11 protein-coding genes are annotated in these 16,617 nt (G+C 72.0%); 6 read left to right on the forward strand and 5 right to left on the reverse strand.

The features are described 5' to 3' along the window. Positions 1-14: 14 nt before the first annotated feature. Together O7622_RS16105 and O7622_RS16110 are read right to left on the reverse strand one after the other, a co-directional pair. Positions 15-695 (reverse strand): hemerythrin domain-containing protein, encoded by a 681-nt coding sequence (locus O7622_RS16105; RefSeq protein WP_282308987.1) that lies wholly within the window; start codon positions 693-695, stop codon positions 15-17. A gap of 258 nt (positions 696-953) precedes the next feature. Continuing rightward, on the reverse strand, positions 954-1,760 hold the full coding sequence (locus tag O7622_RS16110; protein WP_282308988.1) for a peptidoglycan DD-metalloendopeptidase family protein: 807 nt from the start codon (positions 1,758-1,760) through the stop codon (positions 954-956). A 180-nt stretch (positions 1,761-1,940) separates the two neighbouring features. Between O7622_RS16110 and O7622_RS16115 the strand changes: the two genes are divergently transcribed. The 4 genes from O7622_RS16115 (at position 1,941) to O7622_RS16130 (ending at position 10,891) form a co-directional block, all read left to right on the forward strand. After that, the gene (locus O7622_RS16115) at positions 1,941-4,910 is read left to right on the forward strand and encodes an AAA family ATPase (protein WP_282308989.1); all 2,970 of its coding nucleotides are present in this window, start codon (positions 1,941-1,943) and stop codon (positions 4,908-4,910) included. Positions 4,911-4,985: 75 nt separating this feature from the next. Beyond that, entirely contained in the window at positions 4,986-5,132 is a 147-nt protein-coding gene (locus tag O7622_RS16120) for a hypothetical protein (RefSeq protein WP_282308990.1), read from the forward strand. Between the two features lie 80 nt (positions 5,133-5,212). After that, positions 5,213-7,942, forward strand: coding sequence for a S8 family serine peptidase (locus O7622_RS16125; RefSeq protein WP_282308991.1), 2,730 nt, complete (start codon positions 5,213-5,215; stop codon positions 7,940-7,942). A gap of 144 nt (positions 7,943-8,086) precedes the next feature. Further along, positions 8,087-10,891 carry a hypothetical protein gene (locus O7622_RS16130; RefSeq protein ID WP_282308992.1) on the forward strand — a complete coding sequence of 935 codons (2,805 nt, stop codon included), beginning with the start codon at positions 8,087-8,089 and terminating at the stop codon, positions 10,889-10,891. Positions 10,892-10,957: 66 nt separating this feature from the next. Here O7622_RS16130 and O7622_RS16135 read toward each other — a convergent pair whose 3' ends face one another. Then, a complete protein-coding gene (locus O7622_RS16135) occupies positions 10,958-11,470 on the reverse strand; it encodes a TetR/AcrR family transcriptional regulator (RefSeq protein WP_282308993.1) in 513 nt (170 codons plus the stop codon). Positions 11,471-11,598: 128 nt separating this feature from the next. On the opposite strand from O7622_RS16135, the gene O7622_RS16140 reads away from it, so the two are divergent. Next, positions 11,599-12,849 carry an NADH:flavin oxidoreductase/NADH oxidase family protein gene (locus tag O7622_RS16140; RefSeq protein ID WP_282308994.1) on the forward strand — a complete coding sequence of 417 codons (1,251 nt, stop codon included), beginning with the start codon at positions 11,599-11,601 and terminating at the stop codon, positions 12,847-12,849. 65 nt (positions 12,850-12,914) lie between these two features. On the opposite strand, the gene O7622_RS16145 is transcribed toward O7622_RS16140, so the two are convergent. Beyond that, positions 12,915-13,160 (reverse strand): hypothetical protein, encoded by a 246-nt coding sequence (locus tag O7622_RS16145; RefSeq protein ID WP_282308995.1) that lies wholly within the window; start codon positions 13,158-13,160, stop codon positions 12,915-12,917. Positions 13,161-13,628: 468 nt separating this feature from the next. Between O7622_RS16145 and O7622_RS16150 the strand changes: the two genes are divergently transcribed. Next, positions 13,629-14,564 carry a hypothetical protein gene (locus O7622_RS16150; RefSeq protein WP_282308996.1) on the forward strand — a complete coding sequence of 312 codons (936 nt, stop codon included), beginning with the start codon at positions 13,629-13,631 and terminating at the stop codon, positions 14,562-14,564. Between the two features lie 38 nt (positions 14,565-14,602). On the opposite strand, the gene O7622_RS16155 is transcribed toward O7622_RS16150, so the two are convergent. Beyond that, a complete protein-coding gene (locus O7622_RS16155) occupies positions 14,603-16,546 on the reverse strand; it encodes a S8 family peptidase (protein ID WP_282308997.1) in 1,944 nt (647 codons plus the stop codon). Positions 16,547-16,617: the final 71 nt, after the last annotated feature.

Here is a 16,617-nt window from a genome sequence, read left to right on the forward strand (position 1 = left end):
GTCCGCCGGCCGGTTCACCCGACGAAGACCGTAGCCTCCCGACGCCGGAACCCCGGTCGCAGCACGGCCAACATGATCCGCAGCACCGGACCCGCGACGGCCTTGAGCTCGGCCAGCTCCTCGGGCCGGGCGTACCGCTCCATGCGGGGAAGCTCGAAGCGCAGCGCCCCGCCCTTGCGCACCGCCGCCTCGACGGTGTTCCAGTCGTCGACGCCGACGTAGCGCCGGATCACCGGGAAGATCAACCGCTCCTCCTCCTCGATGTGCTCGTCGAGGAGGTCCCGCAGCCGGGCGAGGACGTCGGCGAGCCGCGTCGCGACCTGCCGGGTCGCCGGCAGGTCGGCGGCGGCGAACGCCCCGACGAGATCGTGCGCGGCGGCCCGGATCTCGTCCAGCACCGGGTCGAGCGCGACGTGGTCCTCGCTGAGCTCCCGGAGATCCACCTCGGCCCCGGCCGAGCGTTCCAGCACGGGCCAGAGCACCTCGTCCTCCATCCGGTGATGGTGGTGGATGCCGTCGCAGAGCAGCCGCAGGTACGTCCGAAGCGCGACCGCCCGGCGCCGGTCGTACGCGACCTGCCCGGTGGCGACCCGGGCCAGCAACTCGGCCAGGCGCCGGGTGTCGGCCCGCATGGTGCGGTGGTTGACCTGGAAGCCGGTCATGTTCGGCGTGGTGTGTGCGGTTCTGGTGTCCATCTCGTCTCCCCGCCGCCCGCAGCGGCCGCTCGTCGTCGGACTCGACGTTGCGGCAATGCACTTGGCGTGCACTTGGTGCCCGCCTGACGGCCGAGTCGCTCGACGTCGCCCGCGTCACCTCGACACGCGACCTCGCCGGCCGGACAGGCGCACCGGCCGGCTGACGCACCTGTGGCGGCCGGTGTGCGGCGACGAAGGGACGGGCGCTTTTCCGCCGCCTCCGACGACGGCCGAGGTGCGGCACCGGGAAGCGCCGGATCAGGCGGGCACTGTGCCGTTGAGGTAGGCGTTGATCTGGTCGATCTCCAGCGCGTTGAAGACCTCGGGCTGGTCGGCGGCCTGGTTCGAGTTGATGATCCGTTTGAACAGGTTGTAGTGCGCCATCGACCGCAGTCCGATGACGCGGTTGGGGGTGACCAGGTAGCCGGTTCCGCCGGTGCTCCAGATGAGGTACATCAGTCCGTCCTTGGTGACGATCTCGGGGGGTGATCCGGGCGCCCCGGCGTACGGGGCGCCTCTGAGAACCGACTCGGGGTCGACTCGTTGACCGTTCGGCTGGAAGACCTCGAGGTGCAGGTGCGGGCCGGTGGAGTGGCCGGTGGAGCCCACGTTGCCGATGTGCTGCCCGGCTGCGACCTGGGTGCCCGTCCCGACCCGGGGAGCTTCCCGCATGTGTCCGTAGACGCTCCGCCAGCCGTCCGCGTGTGTGATGGTGGCGTTGTGGCCGAGGCCGCCCGCACTGTACGAGACACCGGTCACGGTGCCTGCCGCGATCGACCGGACCGGGTAGCCGAGGATTCCCGAGTGGCTGTAGTCCGTGCCGTTGTGCATCCTGGACTCACCGGTGATGGGGTCCGTCCGCGGGCCGAAGGGCGACGTCACCGGAACCCACTTGTCGAACGGCCGGTTCCATCGCGGCGTCGCGCCGTACGCGGCCTCCGCGAGCCACGCCTCCGGAATGACGCCGGCCGCCAGCGCGGCGGTGACCAGGCCGAGCAGGTGACGACGGTTGATGCCGGCCGGTGCCGCGCCGTCCCGTGGGGGTGACTCGCCGAGCGTCCGCATCTGACTCCTCGCTCACGACCCGGCCACTGTGGCATCCGAGATCATGAATATTAGGGCGGTCGTGCCGGTGCGTGTCAAGTCGGCGGTGCGCGCGCGCCGTCACCGACGGGTGGGCGGATCGGGCCGAGGCTCTTGTCGCCCGCCACCGCCACCGCGATGATCAAAGACAGTTGTGGAGACGTGCGCAGGCGACGGCAGGGGGCGGCGGTGGTCGACGAGGTCGCTGTCCAACCGGCCGACCCGGACGCGGGTGGGGTAGCGGCACCCCTGCTCATCGGCCGCGAGCCGGACCTGCTCCGACTCGGTCAGGTGCTCAGCGGCACCTCGGCGCTGGTCCTCATCGAGGGCGAGGCCGGCGTCGGCAAGAGCCGGCTCCTGGACGAGTTCCTGTCGTCGCCCGCGGGTGCCCGGCACTCGGCGCTGACCGCGGTCTGCCCGCCCTTTCGCGAGCCGTACACGTTGGGGCCGATCGTCGAGGCGCTGCTCACCACCGACGTCGAGACGGTGGCCGGCCTGAGCCTCAGTGGCCTGGCCGGAGCCCTGCGACCGCTGTTCCCCGAATGGGCCGAGCACCTTCCGCCGGCTCCGGAGCCGGCGGCCGATGCGAGCACCGCCCGGCACCGGGTGCTCCGGGCGCTCGCCGAACTGCTCGACAAGCTGGGGGTGACCCTGCTCGTCGTCGACGACGCGCAGTGGTCCGACGACGCGACCCGGGAGTTCCTCCTGTTCCTGGCCGAGCATCCCCGGGGGCCCGGCCTGGTGGTGGCCTACCGTCCGGAGAACCTGGTGGGAGACCCCTGGTTGCTGCGCCTGTCGGGGCGGCTCCGGCCGCACCGCGCGCGGCTCCGGCTCGTCCTCCGCCCGCTCGACCTGTCCGAGACCGCGGCTCTCGCCTCGTCGATGCTGGCCCACCAGCAGGTCTCCGACGAGTTCGCCCGGCACCTGCACGCGCACACCGAGGGGGTGCCGCTCGCCGTGGAGGAGTGCGTGCGGCTCATGGCCCGGCGAGGCGACCTCATCCGTCGCGGCCAGGACTGGAAGCGGCTGCCGCTGGACGAGATCGTGGTGCCGCCGACCGTGCGGGACACCGTGCTCGAGCACGCCGGCCGCCTCGCCCCGCCCACCCAGGCGGTGCTGCGCGCCGCCGCGGTCCTCGGCGACCCGGTCGCCGAGCACGTGCTGTCGCAGGTCAGCGGCCTGCCGCCGGCCGAGTTCGCCGACGGACTGTCCGAAGCCGTCGCGCATCGGCTGCTGCGCCAACGGGACCACCTCCGGGTGTCCTTCCGCCACGTGCTGGCCGGTCGGTCCATCTACGACGCCATTGCGGAACGGGACCGCCGGACGTTGCACGAACGCGCTGGACGGGTGCTCGAAAGCTCGACCCCACGACCGCTGGCGCAACTCGCGAGGCATTTCCGCCAGGCCGGGGACGGCCAGAGGTGGAGCCGGTACGCGCAGCTCTCCGCCGACGTGGCGCTGGAGACCGGCGACGAGACGACCGCGGGCGCGCTGCTGCACGACGTCCTGACCAACGGTGACGTGCCGGCCGAGCAGATGTGCGCGCTGGTGGACAAGGTGCCGTTCGGGTCCTTCACCGGCGCGGACCGTCTGCGGGATCTCGTCGGCGCCGTACGCCGGGTGCTCAGCCGGGGCGTACCCGATCCGGGTGTGGAGGCGAACCTGCGATTCCAGCTCGCCCGGATCCTCAACGACATGGAGGAGTTCGACGGGGCGCACGCCGAGCTGGAACGGGCGCTACCGCACCTCGACCGGGAGCGCGCCTCGCCCGCGGTCGCCATGATGGTGCTCGGCTGGCCGCGTGGCCGCTCACCGGCGGCGCGACACCTGACCTGGCTGGACCGGGCGGCGGAGTTCGCGCGCTTCCTGGAGCCGTCGGACCGGTTGCGGGTCGCGGCCGGCCGGGCAGCCGCCCTGCTGCAACTCGGTGACCGGCGAGGATGGGTGGAGGCCGGGCAGATTCCCGCCGTGGCGCAGGCCCCCCGGGACCGCCGGATCATCACCGTCGCTCACCTGAACATCGGCGACGCTGCCATGCGGTGGGGCCGGTACGCGGAAGCCGGCCGCTGGCTCGCCGCCGGGCGCCGGCTCGCCGTCGAGTACGAGCAGGTCCGGATCACCGAACTCGTCGACTCCACGAAGCTGCACCTGGACTGGTTCACGGGAGCCTGGGACGGCCTCGCGGAGCGGGCGGCGGCTATGGCGGCCACTGACGACCTCCACCCGGTGAGCCGGGTCGAGCCGATCATGGTCAGCGGTCTCCTGCGCATGGCAGCCGGCGACCTCGTCCGGGCCGGCCGGGACATCGACCTCGTCGTGGCCGGCGCCCGGGACGCCGGCGCCTGGGACACAGTCGCGGAGGCGGTGGCGACGCTGGCACAGATCCGGCTGCGCGAGGGACGGCCCGACGAGGCCGTGGCGATCTCCCGTGACCCCTGCGAGGCCGTCCTGGCGAAGGGGGTGTGGCTCTGGGGCACGGATGTGGTGCCGGCACGGGTCCAGGCCCTGCTCGCCACCGGCGCCCTGGCGCAGGCCAGGGACCTGGTCGACACGTTCGCCGAGGGACTGCGGGACGGGCCGCTGCCGGCACCGCGTGCCGCCGTGCTCGACTGCCGCGGCCTGCTCGCCGAGGCCGCGGGCGGCTACGACTCGGCGGCCGGCCTGTTCGCGCGAGCCGCGGCGGCATGGGCGGCGCTTCCCCGGCCGTACAGCGCGGCGCTCTCCGCGGAGCGGCAGGCACGGTGCCTGATCCGGGCCGGGGCCGTCCCGGAAGGGCTCGACCTGCTCACCGAGGTCCTGGGCCGGCTGTCGGCCCTGCCGGCGGGTCTCGACGTGGACCGGGTCGCCCGTGCCCTCCGCGCACACGGTCGCGCGGTGCCGCGCGTCTGGCGTGGTGGCCGGAAGGGCTACGGATCCGAACTGTCGCCCCGTGAGCTGGAAGCCGTCGCCCTCGCGGCCGAGGGGCGGACGAACCGGGAGATAGCGGCTGCCCTGCACCGCTCACACCACACGGTGGCCAGCCAGCTGAAGTCGGCGATGCGCAAGCTCGGGGTGTCCTCCCGTGCGGCGCTCTCCGCGCGGGCGATCTCCGCGGGGCTGGTCCCCGGGTCCGGCACCGCCGCGGCCGACTGACCCCCCGGCTGCTCGGGGTTGTTTCCCTCACCTGGGGGATCGCAGCACCATCCCGCGGTTGACCACGATGCTGGCATGCCGCAACGAGACGACCCGGACGAGGACGAGACGACATCGCCGGAGCCCACCGGCCCCGCGGCCACACCTGGGGAATCCCCGGCCGGAGCCGGACCGGGCGACACCACCGACGCCGAGGACGACGACCGCTACCTGCCGTTGTGACAGTCCGCAACTCGCACAGCCCGTTCAGGGAAGGAACCCGCATGCGCCCCGCCCATCCGTCACGACGAAGACTCACGACAGTGGTGGCGACCACCATCGCCACGGTGCTCACCCTGAGCGGCGCCGCCACCGCGATCCCCTCGGCCGCACCGGACCCGGGGGCGGCCGCCGCGATCAAAGCCAAGATCCGTCCCCAGTTGCAGGCCCAGCTGAGCACCGCCAGCTCCTCGGTGGACTTCTGGGTCTACTTCGACGGAAAGGCAGACCTGGCCGAGGCCGGCGTGATCAAGGACTGGAACGCGCGCGGCACGGCGGTGGCCGCGGCGCTGAAGCGCACGGCCGAGCAGAGCCAGCGCGCGGTACGCACGGAACTCACCGCATCGGGCGTCCGGTACCAGAGCTTCTGGGCGACGAACGCGATCAAGGTGACCGGTGACGAGGCGCTCGCCGAGCGGCTGGCCGCCAGGAGCGAGGTCGGCTCGCTGCTGCCGTCGTTCACAGTGGCCCCGCCACCTGTCACCAGGGGCACCGGCCGGCAGGCGGCCGACGCGGTCGAGTGGGGGATCGCCAACATCCACGCCGACGACGTCTGGGAACAGCTCGGCGTACGCGGCGAGGACATCACGGTGGCCTCGATCGACACCGGCGTCCAGTTCGACCACCCGGCCCTGGTCCGGCAGTACCGCGGCAACCGGGGCGACGGGGTGTTCGACCACAACTATAACTGGTTCGACGCGGCCGGCACCTGCGGCGCCGCGCCCTGCGACGGCGACGGGCACGGCACCCACACGATGGGCACCATCGTCGGCGACGACGGCGCCGGGAACCGGATCGGGGTGGCGCCGAAGGCCCGCTGGATCGCCGCCAACGGCTGCTGCCCGGACGACGCCGCGCTGATCCGCTCCGGCCAGTGGCTGCTCGAACCGACCGACCTGAACGGGCAGAACCCGGATGCCGGCAAGCGGCCACACATCATCAACAACTCGTGGGGCACCACCAGCCCCTCGAACGACCCGTTCCTGGAGGACATCAGTCTGGCGTGGAGCGCGTCGGGCATCTTCTCTGTCTGGGCCAACGGCAACAACGGGCCGGGCTGCCGGACCAGTGGCGCCCCGGGCAGCCGGAAGATCAACTACTCGGTCGGCGCGTACGACTCGGCGCACGCCCTCGCGCCGTTCTCGTCCCGCGGAGAGGGGCAGGACGGCGAGATCAAGCCGAACATCGCGGCACCGGGCGTGAACGTCCGGTCGAGCATGCCGGGCGGTGCGTACGGCAACCTCAACGGCACCTCGATGGCCGCGCCGCACGTCGCGGGCGCAGTCGCCCTGGTCTGGTCGGCGGCCGGGGCCATGGTGGGGGACCTCGACGCCACCAGGTCCCTGCTGGACGGCACCGCCGTCGACAACCCGGACGGCCAGTGCGGCGGCACCGACGACGACAACAACGCCTTCGGCGAGGGCCGGCTGGACGCGCTCGCACTGGTCAACCAGGCGCCGAGAGGCCCCACGGGCAGGGTGAGCGGCACCGTCACCGACGCCGCGACGGCGAAGCCGGTCCCCGGCGCCACAGTCACCATCACCGGTCCGGTCAGCCGCGAGGTGAGCACCGACGCGGACGGCGGGTACCAGTCGGGCGCCCTGCCTCTCGGCAGCTACACGATCGAGGCGCGCAAGTACGGCTACGCCTCCGGCAGGACGCAGGCGCAGGTCCGCGAGGGCGCGACCACTACCGCCGACGTCGGGCTCGTGTCCCAGCCGATGAGCACGGTCAGCGGCACCGTCACCGACGGATCGGGACACGGCTGGCCGCTGTACGCCAAGCTCGTCATCGGCGGCTATCCGCTCGGGCCGGTCTTCACCGACCCGGTGACCGGGCGGTACCGCGTCCGGCTGCCCCGTGCCTCGTCGTACACCGTGCAGGTCACCGCCCAGTACCCCGGTTACCAGACCGCCCGGCGGACGATCGAGCTGGCGGGGGCGGACCTCGTCCAGGACGTGGCGCTGACCGTCGACGTGTCGGCCTGCACCGCCCCGGGCTACCGCTTCAGCGGCGTCGGCGTGAGCTTCGACGACTGGTCCGACACCGGCACGAGGGGCGGCTGGCAGACCTCGGGCCGGCCGGGCTGGCGGTTCGACAACCCCGGCCATCGACCCGTGCCCGACGGCGGTGGCGGCCGGTTCGCCGTCGCCGACTCGGCGTTCGGCGCCGGACAGCGGTTCGACACCAGCCTCACCTCGCCGGCGCTCGACCTCTCCGGTGACGCCGCGCCGCGGCTCACCTTCGACACCTCCTACTACCCGGACGGCACCGGCCAGCGGGCCGAGGTCGACGTGAGCACCGACGGCGGCCGGACCTGGACGACGGTGTGGCGGCAGACCAACGGTCACGCGTTCGGAACCGTCAGTCTGCCGCTGCCGCAGGCGGCCGGTCGCAAGGACGTCCGGATCCGGTTCCACTACCGGGGTCACGACGCCTGGTGGTGGGCGGTCGACGACGTGTTCGTGGGTTCCCGCGCCTGCCGCCCGGTCGAGGGTGGACTGGTCGTCGGGTTCGCCGGTGACCACGACAGCGGCGCCCCGGTCTTCGCGACTGTGGGCCGCACCGGACAGCCCCAGGAGGCCGGCACCGGCGTCACCACGCCCGTGGACCCTGCCGTCGGCGACGGCCTGTACTGGGTGTTCTCCTCAGCGATCGGCCGCACCGCGTTCACCGCGAGCGCGACCGGCTACCGGACCGCCACCGCGACGGTCCTCGTCCGTAGGGACGCGGTCGTGACCCGGGACTGGTCACTCGTGCGGGCCGGCGGCTGACGTGCCGGACGACGCCGCGCTCCGCCACTTCGCCAGCCCACCTGCCCCAAGGAGCCATTCGTGAACACCTCACGCACCGACCGTCACCTCCGGCGGAGACATCGGCCACGCCTCCTCGCCGCCGCCACGGCGATCGTGACCCTGATGAGCGTGCCCACCGCCGCGACCGCGCGGCCCGACGAGCCGGCACGTCCCGCCCCGGCGGGAGCCGGAGTGGCCCAGGACGGCCTGCGAGCGCTCTCGCTGCCCGGGCTCACCCGGCAGACCTACCGGATCACGCTGATCACCGGCGACGAGGTCACCCTGACCCGGGACGGCGGCCGGTACACCGTCACCGCGTTCCCGACGGCACGGGCCGACGGAACCCACCCGACCATCGACGTCACCGTCAGCACCGGACCGGGCGGCACCGACGCTCGCCTGCACGCGCTGCCGAGCGACGCGCAGGCGCTGGTCACCAGCGGCGTCGTCGACCGGAAGATCTTCGACGTGGGCTGGCTCGCCGCCCGGCTGGAGCGTGGCGAGAACACCCCGCTCGGCGTCACCGCCAAGTTCGGTGACCGGCTGGACGCGGCGGCGCTGGACAAGCGTGTGTCGGGCCTGCCCGGCGCGACCACTGCCGCGAAGCACCCGGACCAGGGCACCGTCGACCTGGGCGTCGAACCGGGCCGGGCCACCGCGTTCTGGGCCGCACTCCGCGGCACGAACTCGCCAGGCGGGCTGAGTGACTACCTGTTCGGCCGCGTCACCCCGAAGCTCGGCGGCGGCGCGGTGGCGGTCTGGCCCACCGGGCTCAGGTCCGAGCGGGTCGCACCGCAGACCGACACGGGACAGCCGAAGTACCGGGTCACCCAGGTCTACAAGAGGAAGAACGGCGAGCCGTTCCAGTGCGGCACCCTCCTCATGACCATCTGCCCCATATTCGGCTTCCAGCTCGTGCAGGTCGCCGGCACCGCGACCGGGTCCGCGTACGACTCGGTCAGCGCACGGTGCCTGGACAGCGATCCGTGCACGACGTTCGAGGCGACCTTCGAGGTGCCGCCCGGCACCTACGAGGCCGGCGGCCACGCGATCTTCCGGCTCGACGGCCGGGAACAGCAGCTCAACCTGGAACTGCCGGAGTTCACAGTCACCGGCGACACCACCCTGACGCGCGACGCCGACGCCGCCCGGGAGCTGACCGTCGGTACGCCCCGGCCGACCGAGACGTTCATCGGCTCCCGGATCACCTTCCGCACCTACGGTGACGGCCGGGGCGGCGGCACCCTCAGCTTCACCGGGTACGGCAACTCCCGGTTCTGGGCCATCCCCAGTGCCCCGGTGACTGTCGGCACCTTCCACCTCGGGGTCAACTGGGTGCTCGGCAAGCCGATGGTGACCATGGCGGTCACCCGGCCGAAGCGGGTCGAACTGAAGGCCACGCTGCCGGCCGAGTGGTACCGGCGCCCCGGCTGGGAGGTGGCCCGGTTCAGCGGCCGGCACACCCTCGAACTGGTCGATGCCGGGCTGGGGCGGGACGCCGACCTCAGCCGGGTCGACGCCCGGGGCAGGCTGGTCCTGGTGCGCATCGACGCCGCCAAGCCCGCCGGTGGGCAGTGCCAGATCGGACCCGCGCAGCTGATGCGGGCGCGGGCAGCGGGCGCGGCCGGCGTGCTCGTCGAACCGATCTCGACCGGCGGGCCCTGGCCCACCGCCACCTGCCTCCTGCCGACCGAGCCGGACTGGTGGTACGACGAGTCCCAGGAGGCGGCCGACATCCCGTACGCCTCCGTCTCACCGAGGGAGGCCGAGAACCTGCGCGGCCTGTTGCGCCGGGGCCCCGTGAAGATCGACGTCTCGGGCTACGACTCGGTCAGCCCGTACGTCTACACCCTGCACGTCTATCACGAGGGACGGATCCCGCCCGCCCTGCACACGCAGGTCACCGACCGGCAGCTCGTGCGGGCCGACACCGCGCTGCACGGCACCCAGGCGCAGCCGGCCAGTCTGATCTACTCGGCCTTCCGGCCGAACGAGACCGCTGTCGCCGGAGTCCCGTACAACTACCTCACCGACAGCGTCCGGTTCACCACCTACCGGGGTCCGGTCTCACCCGACCTCGTCCGGAACCAGTTCTACGAGCCCTTCGGCGGACAGCCGGGTGCTCGTAGCGTCGACGTCACGGACCGGGCCGGGCCGGCCACGACGCGGTGGACCGCGCGGCCTCTCGTGCCCGGCGTGCCGGAGCTGTCCCCGCGGGTCTTCCGATCCCAGCCCGGCAAGTGGGAGGGGGACTGGTCCACCGAGGTCTGCGGCTTCTGCCGGCAGGGCGACACGTTCTACCCGCTGACGTTCCTGGTCTCCGGGGCGCAACCGGACCACGCCACCGGGGCGTACGTGTTCGAGCCTGAGAACCTGCACCTGTACGCCGACGGCCGCGAACTGCCCCAGGCCGGCTCGATGATCTGGGGTGCCACCTACGAACTCCCCGCCGAGTCCCGGCGCTACCGGCTGACGGCCGAGAACGGGACGACCACGACGGCGTGGACCTTCACGTCCGGTGCTGTCGCCCGGGACGAGCCGCCGAAGGGGTTCCTGTGCCCCGAGGGATCGGGCAGCCCGTGCCGCGCCGACCCCCTGCTGTTCCTGCGGTACGACGCCGGCACCGACGTCGGTGACGCGGTCACCGCCCCCGGCCGGCACCGGATCCGGGTCACCGCCTACCACCAGGTGGCCGGCGCGCCGGCGGTGCGGAGCGTCGACCTCTCGATCAGCACCGATGGCGGGGCCTCCTGGAAGAAGCTCCGGGTGACCGCCACGGGCGGTGGGAACCACACGGCGAGCTACCAGGTACCCCGGCTGGCCGACACCACAGGCACGGTCAGCATCAGGGCCCGGGCGCAGGACGCGGGCGGCAACACGGTCGAGCAGACCGTCCTCGACGCCTTCCGTCTCACCGGCCGGCGCTGACGCCACGCCGGGTCGCCGGGCACGTCGTGGATGTGCCCGGTGGCCCGGTGCCGGTGCCCGGCGTGGCTACCCGACCCGGACCGACAGGATCGCGGCGACCGCCGCGCGGACGTGCTCGGCGATCTCGGCGTTCGAGTCCGCTCCGAGCTTGCCGTCCAGGTACAGGTAGGCCAGCCCGTGCGCGAGGGCCCACCCGGCCGAGGCGAGGCTCTCGGCGTCGCCGGCGGGGAAGACGTTCGCCATGGCGAGCCTGAGCAACTCGTGGATCTCGGCGGCGGCCTCGGCTCTCTCCTCGCTCCCCTCGTCGCAGGCGTTGCCGAACATGAGCCGGAACAGGGCGGGGCGGCGGAGCGCGAATTCGACGTACACCACCGCGAGGTTGCCGAGATCCTGCGCTGATGCCGGGCGCGTACGACCCTCGGTGAGATCCGTTGTCAGATCGCGCAGACCCTGCGCGGCCAGGGCGGACTCCAGGGCTTCGCGGTCGGCGAAGTGCCGGTACGGCGCGGTCGCCGAGACGCCCGCTTCTCGCGCCACGGCGCGCAGCGAGAACGGCGCGCCGGCTTCGAGCATGTTCATCGCCGTCACCAGCAACGACGCACGTAGGTCACCGTGATGGTAGCCACTCCTCGCCGAAGTTGGCACTGCTTACATCGCCTCCTACGCTTATGTGAGCGTCGTAAACATACAGCAGTCCAGGAGCAGCGATGTCATCCGCGGTCCCTTCACCGATCTTCACGCCGTTCCCGCTCCCGAGCGGGTCGGTCCTTCCCAATCGCCTGGTCAAGGCCGCCATGGAGGAGAACATGGCCGCGTACGGCCAACTCCCGGACAATGCTCTGTTCCGGCTCTACCGACGCTGGAGTCACGGTGGGGTGGGCCTGATCATCACGGGTAACGTCATGGTCCACGCCGAAGCGCTCACCGGCCCGGCGGGCGTCGTCCTCGACGCGCACGCCCCGCTGGCGCCCTTCCGGCAGTGGGCGGCTGCCGCCAGGAGCGGTGGCGCGCGAGTCTGGATGCAGATCAACCACCCCGGGCGGCAGGTTCGCGCCGACATGCCCGGCGTCGCCTGGGGACCGTCGGCGATCCGCGTTAACCTCGGCCGGAAGAGCAAGCGGTTCGCCGAGCCGGTCGCGATGACACCGGACCAGATCGAGGAGACGATCGCCCGGTTCGCCACCACGGCCAGGCGCGCCCACGAGGCCGGCTTCGACGGTGTGGAGATCCACGCCGCACACGGCTACCTGCTCTCCCAGTTCCTCTCACCGCTGGCCAACCGGCGCGCCGACCGGTGGGGCGGCAGCCTGGAGAACCGCGCCCGGTTGCTGCTCGACGTCGTCCGCGCGGTGCGTGCCGTCGTACCCTCCGAGTTCGCCGTGGCCGTGAAGCTCAACTCCGCCGACTTCCAGCGCGGCGGCTTCGACGCCGACGACGCCCGGTCGGTCATCGCGATGCTGGCGCCGCTCGGCGTGGACGTCGTCGAACTGTCGGGTGGCAGCTACGAGAGTCCGGCGATGACCGGGCAGTCCGGCGACGACCGTACCCGCGCGCGAGGGGCCTACTTCTTGACCCTCGCCGAACAGCTCGTGCGGACGAGCGCGATCCCGCTGATGCTCACCGGCGGGGTGGCCCGCCGTGCCGTCGCAGAGGAGGTGTTGGCCAGCGGTGTCGACCTCGTCGGCATGGGCAGCGCCCTGGCCATCGATCCGGACCTGCCGGCCAGGTGGCGGAGCGACGCGGACGCCAGGGTCGAGCTCAAGCCGGTCCGGATCAAGGACAAGGCGGTCGCCTCGGCCGCGAGCATGGCGCGTGTGCGGCAGCAGCTACGCCGTCTCGGCGCGGGGCGGCGGACGAGACCCGGCGGCAACCCCACGTTCGCCCTCGCCAGGGAGACGGCGCTGCAGGCTCTCGCGCTCCGCCGATACCGCACCTGGCTGCGCAGCCGGCCAGCCTGACCCGCCACCCACCCCGAACCCCGGCCAGGACCACCGTTCGTCGCCACCGACGGCGGATCGGCGTGTCAGCTCGCCGCCTGGCGGACCATGCGGTTGGCGTCGGCGCGCTCGATCGTCGTCGCCTGCAGGAGCTCCCCGGCGATGGTCCGTATCAGTCCCAGGACCACTGTGCCGGACAACCCGAGGCCACTGCGGCATGCCTCACTCGCCTGACAGACAGCGGTCAGAGCGTACTGGCGCGACTGATCGGGTTCGCGGCCCGCGATGAAGTCGCGGTCCAGAATCCTGACGGCCGAACCGAGGCTGGTCACGGCATCCGAGAGCGCTGGTGGGAGCGGCTCCCCGTCATCGATCAGGGAAACTGTCGCGGGCGATCCCGCTGCGTGGTCCGTGTCTGCTGGCGCCACCTGTCCAGCAGGCCCTGCACCCGTTCGGCATGCGGACCTGCCGCTTCACCGGCGACCTCGCCCGTAGCCAACCCAGCTTGCCCATGAGGGACCGTATCCCCTCGCAGAACGGCGTCCAATCCGCGCTGTCCCGACGACCGGCAGGGGGAGTTCGTGGATGAACCCGTACACGAGGACCAGATCGAGAAAAAGCTCCTCCGGACTCGCGCCGATCTCCCGGCCCGCGATCACCGCGACCAGGGAGCGGCGGTGGCGGTGGCGGCGGCGTCAGGCGGGGTGGCGCTCAGTGCCTTCTCGAGACCGAAGGAGGAGCCCGTGACCCGCACCGGCCCGGCTGGCGCGTTGGCGGTTCGATGGCGATACTCGGCCATCATGGAGGAGGCGCCCTCGAAGGTGGGTCGTGACCTGGCGCACGCGTTGCGTACCGGTCCGTTCTCGGCTGCGCTTCACCTCGCCATCGAGGACCGCGGGATGAGGCTGGAGGACATACAGGAACGGCTGTCAGCGGCGGGAGTGAGCGTCAGCCTCACCACGTTGAGCTACTGGCGGCGTGGCCGCAGCCGGCCCGAACGCCCGGACTCGATCCGGGCGGTGCGGCTGCTGGAGGAGATCCTCTCCCTGCCGTCCGAGTCGTTGATCGTCCAGCTCGGCCCGCGCCGGCCGCGCGGCCGCTGGCTGCGGCAGCCGCCGGGGACCATCGAGATCGACCGGCTGTTCCGCGAGGGCGCCAGTGTCGTCAAGATGATCGCCGAGGTGGACCGGTGGCAGTACCACGAGCTGACCCGGCTCAGCCTGCACGATCTCTATCTGGTGGGCGACCGGCGCCAGGAGATCAGCCTGACCTGCCGCCAGGTGCTGCGGGCCAACACCGACCGGGTGTCACGCACCGTCGGCATCTTCCGCAGCGACGACCTCACCGCCTCGACCAGGATCAACGCGGTACGCAACTGCCGGCTCGGCCGGGTCCGCTCCGACCAGGGGTCGGGCCTGCTCGTCGCGGAGGTCGTCTTCGACCGCATGCTGGCCCAGGGCGACTCGGTCGTCATCGAGTACGAGTTCGTCAGTGACTCGCAGCGTCCCACAGACAACTACTACCGGGCCTTCTCGACGCCGGTCGGGGAGTACGTGCTGCAGGTTCAGTTCGACCACGACGCCGTACCGGCCCGGTGCCACCGTTTCGAGCGACGCGGCCTCAACGCCCCGGACCAGGGCGTCTGGGAGGCGTGGATCGGCTCCACCCACGGCGCTCATCTGATCGCCGGGGACGTGCCTCCGGGGATCGTGGGAATGCGCTGGGAGTGGGAGTGAGCGGACGCCGCTCACTCCCCTCATCCCGGCAGGGTGGGTCAGCTCACGCTGATGGTCACGTCGTCGATGACGAAGCTGGTCTGGTACGACCAGTCCTCCACCCCCTTGAAGGTCAGCGTGGCGGTCTGTCCGGCGAACTGGCCGACGTTGATCACCTTCTCCACGTAACCGCTGGTCCGATCCAGGTTCGAATAGGTCGCCACCCGCGTCCCGCCGAGTGAGACGGTCAGTGTGTCGTAGGCGAGGTTCTCGTACTCGGCGGTGGTGATCCGGATCCAGAAGCGCAGCGTGGCGTTGGCGCATCCCGCCGGGATCGTCACCGGCTGCGCGACGGTGTCGGTCTGCACGGTGCCGCCGCCGTTCAACCAGGCGTTGCGGCTACCGGAGCGGGCGGGATACTGCCACCAGGTGCCGATCACGTTGGTCGTGGCGGTCCACGGCGAGGTCCCGCTCTCGAAGCCCGGATTGCCGACCAGTTGTGCCGGCGTGCACCCGCCGCCGTCGGTCACCGTCCAGGTGAAGTTCGCGGTGGCGGTCCGGCGCGAGGCATCGGTGAGGGTCACCGTCACGGTGGACGTGCCCGCCGTCGTGGCGCTGCCGGTGATCCGGCCGGTCGACGCCCCGATGCTCAGGCCCGCGGGCAGACCGGAGGCGCTCCAGGTGTACGGGGTGCTGCCGCCGCTGCCACTGACCTGGACGTCGACGGCCTGGCCGATCGCCGAGGTCTGGTTACCCGGGCTGGTCACCGTCGGATCACCCGGGCCGGGATCGGTTCCGCCGATGAAGCCGGTGTAGAGCAACACGTTCGGCGAACCACTGCCCGGGTTGGTGATCTTTCCGGTGGTGCCGTTGTCCACCAGCGCGGCGCGGACCTGGGCGGGCGTCGCACCCGGATTGGCCCCCAGGTAGAGCGCCGCCGCGCCGGCCGTGTGCGGCGACGCCATGGAGGTGCCCGTCATCGTGGCACTGCCGTTGTTGCTCGCGTACGAGGCCGAGACGATGCTGGTGCCGGGGGCGAAGAGGTCCAGGCACCTACCGTAGTTGCTGGTGCTGTTGCGCCCGTCGGAGCTGGTGCTGTTGCCGACCGTGATGGCGGCGGCGACCGCCTGCGGGCTGTAGTAGCAGGCGTCGTCCGAGGAGTTGCCGGCCGCCTGTACGAACTGCACGCCCGAGTTGATCAGGCTGGTGACGGCACTGTCCATCGCCTGGCTGGTGCACCGGCTGCCGCAGCCGATGCTGTAGTTGGCGACCGCCGGCTTCTGCGCGTTCGCGCGAACCCAGTTGATCCCGGCGATGAGGTCGTCGTTCGTGCCGGTGCCCTGGCAGTTGAGCACCCGCACGGCGACCACACTGGCCTTCTTCGCGATGCCGTAGGTGGTGCCGACAGCGGTGCCGGCGACGTGCGTGCCGTGTCCGTGGCAGTCCTGTGGGGTGCTGTCGTTGTCCACGATGTCGGTGCCCTGCCGCACCCGGCCGGTGAACTCGTTGTGGTTGGCGTTGATGCCGGTGTCGAGCACGTAGACGGCGACTCCCTGCCCCGGATTGGCCGGGTAGGTGAAAGTCTGGTTCAAGGGCAGGCTCCGCTGGTCGATCCGATCGTCGCCCCAGTTCGGCGGGTTCGTCTGGGTGTCCAGCACCCCGATGCGCTGGACCTGCTCGACGGATGCCACGGACGGGTCGGCGGCCAGCCGCCGCGCCTGCTGGGCGGACATCTCCGCCGAGAAGCCGGCGAGGGCGCTGCCGTACACGTGCCGGGTGCGGCCGCCGAAGCGGTCGGTCAACCCGCGAGCCTTCGCGCCGACCGTGGTCGATGCCAGGGCGGTGTCCTTGAGCGTGATGATGTACCGGCCGGCCACCGCGTCCGGGCCGTCCGCGTTCTGAATGACACCGGTCGGCTCGGCCTGGGCCGGGCCACCGGCGCCCATGGTGCCGGCCAGCGCCAGGACCAGCGCGAAGCCGGTGGCGGTGAGACGTTGCAACACGGGTTCCTCCTCCACGTGCTCTCCGCTGTCGCGTCCCGGTGACGGCGACCGTGGGAGAGCCGTGGGCCGAA

Origin of the sequence: Micromonospora sp. WMMD1076 (assembly GCF_029581475.1) — a bacterium.
Lineage (GTDB): Bacteria > Actinomycetota > Actinomycetes > Mycobacteriales > Micromonosporaceae > Micromonospora > Micromonospora aurantiaca.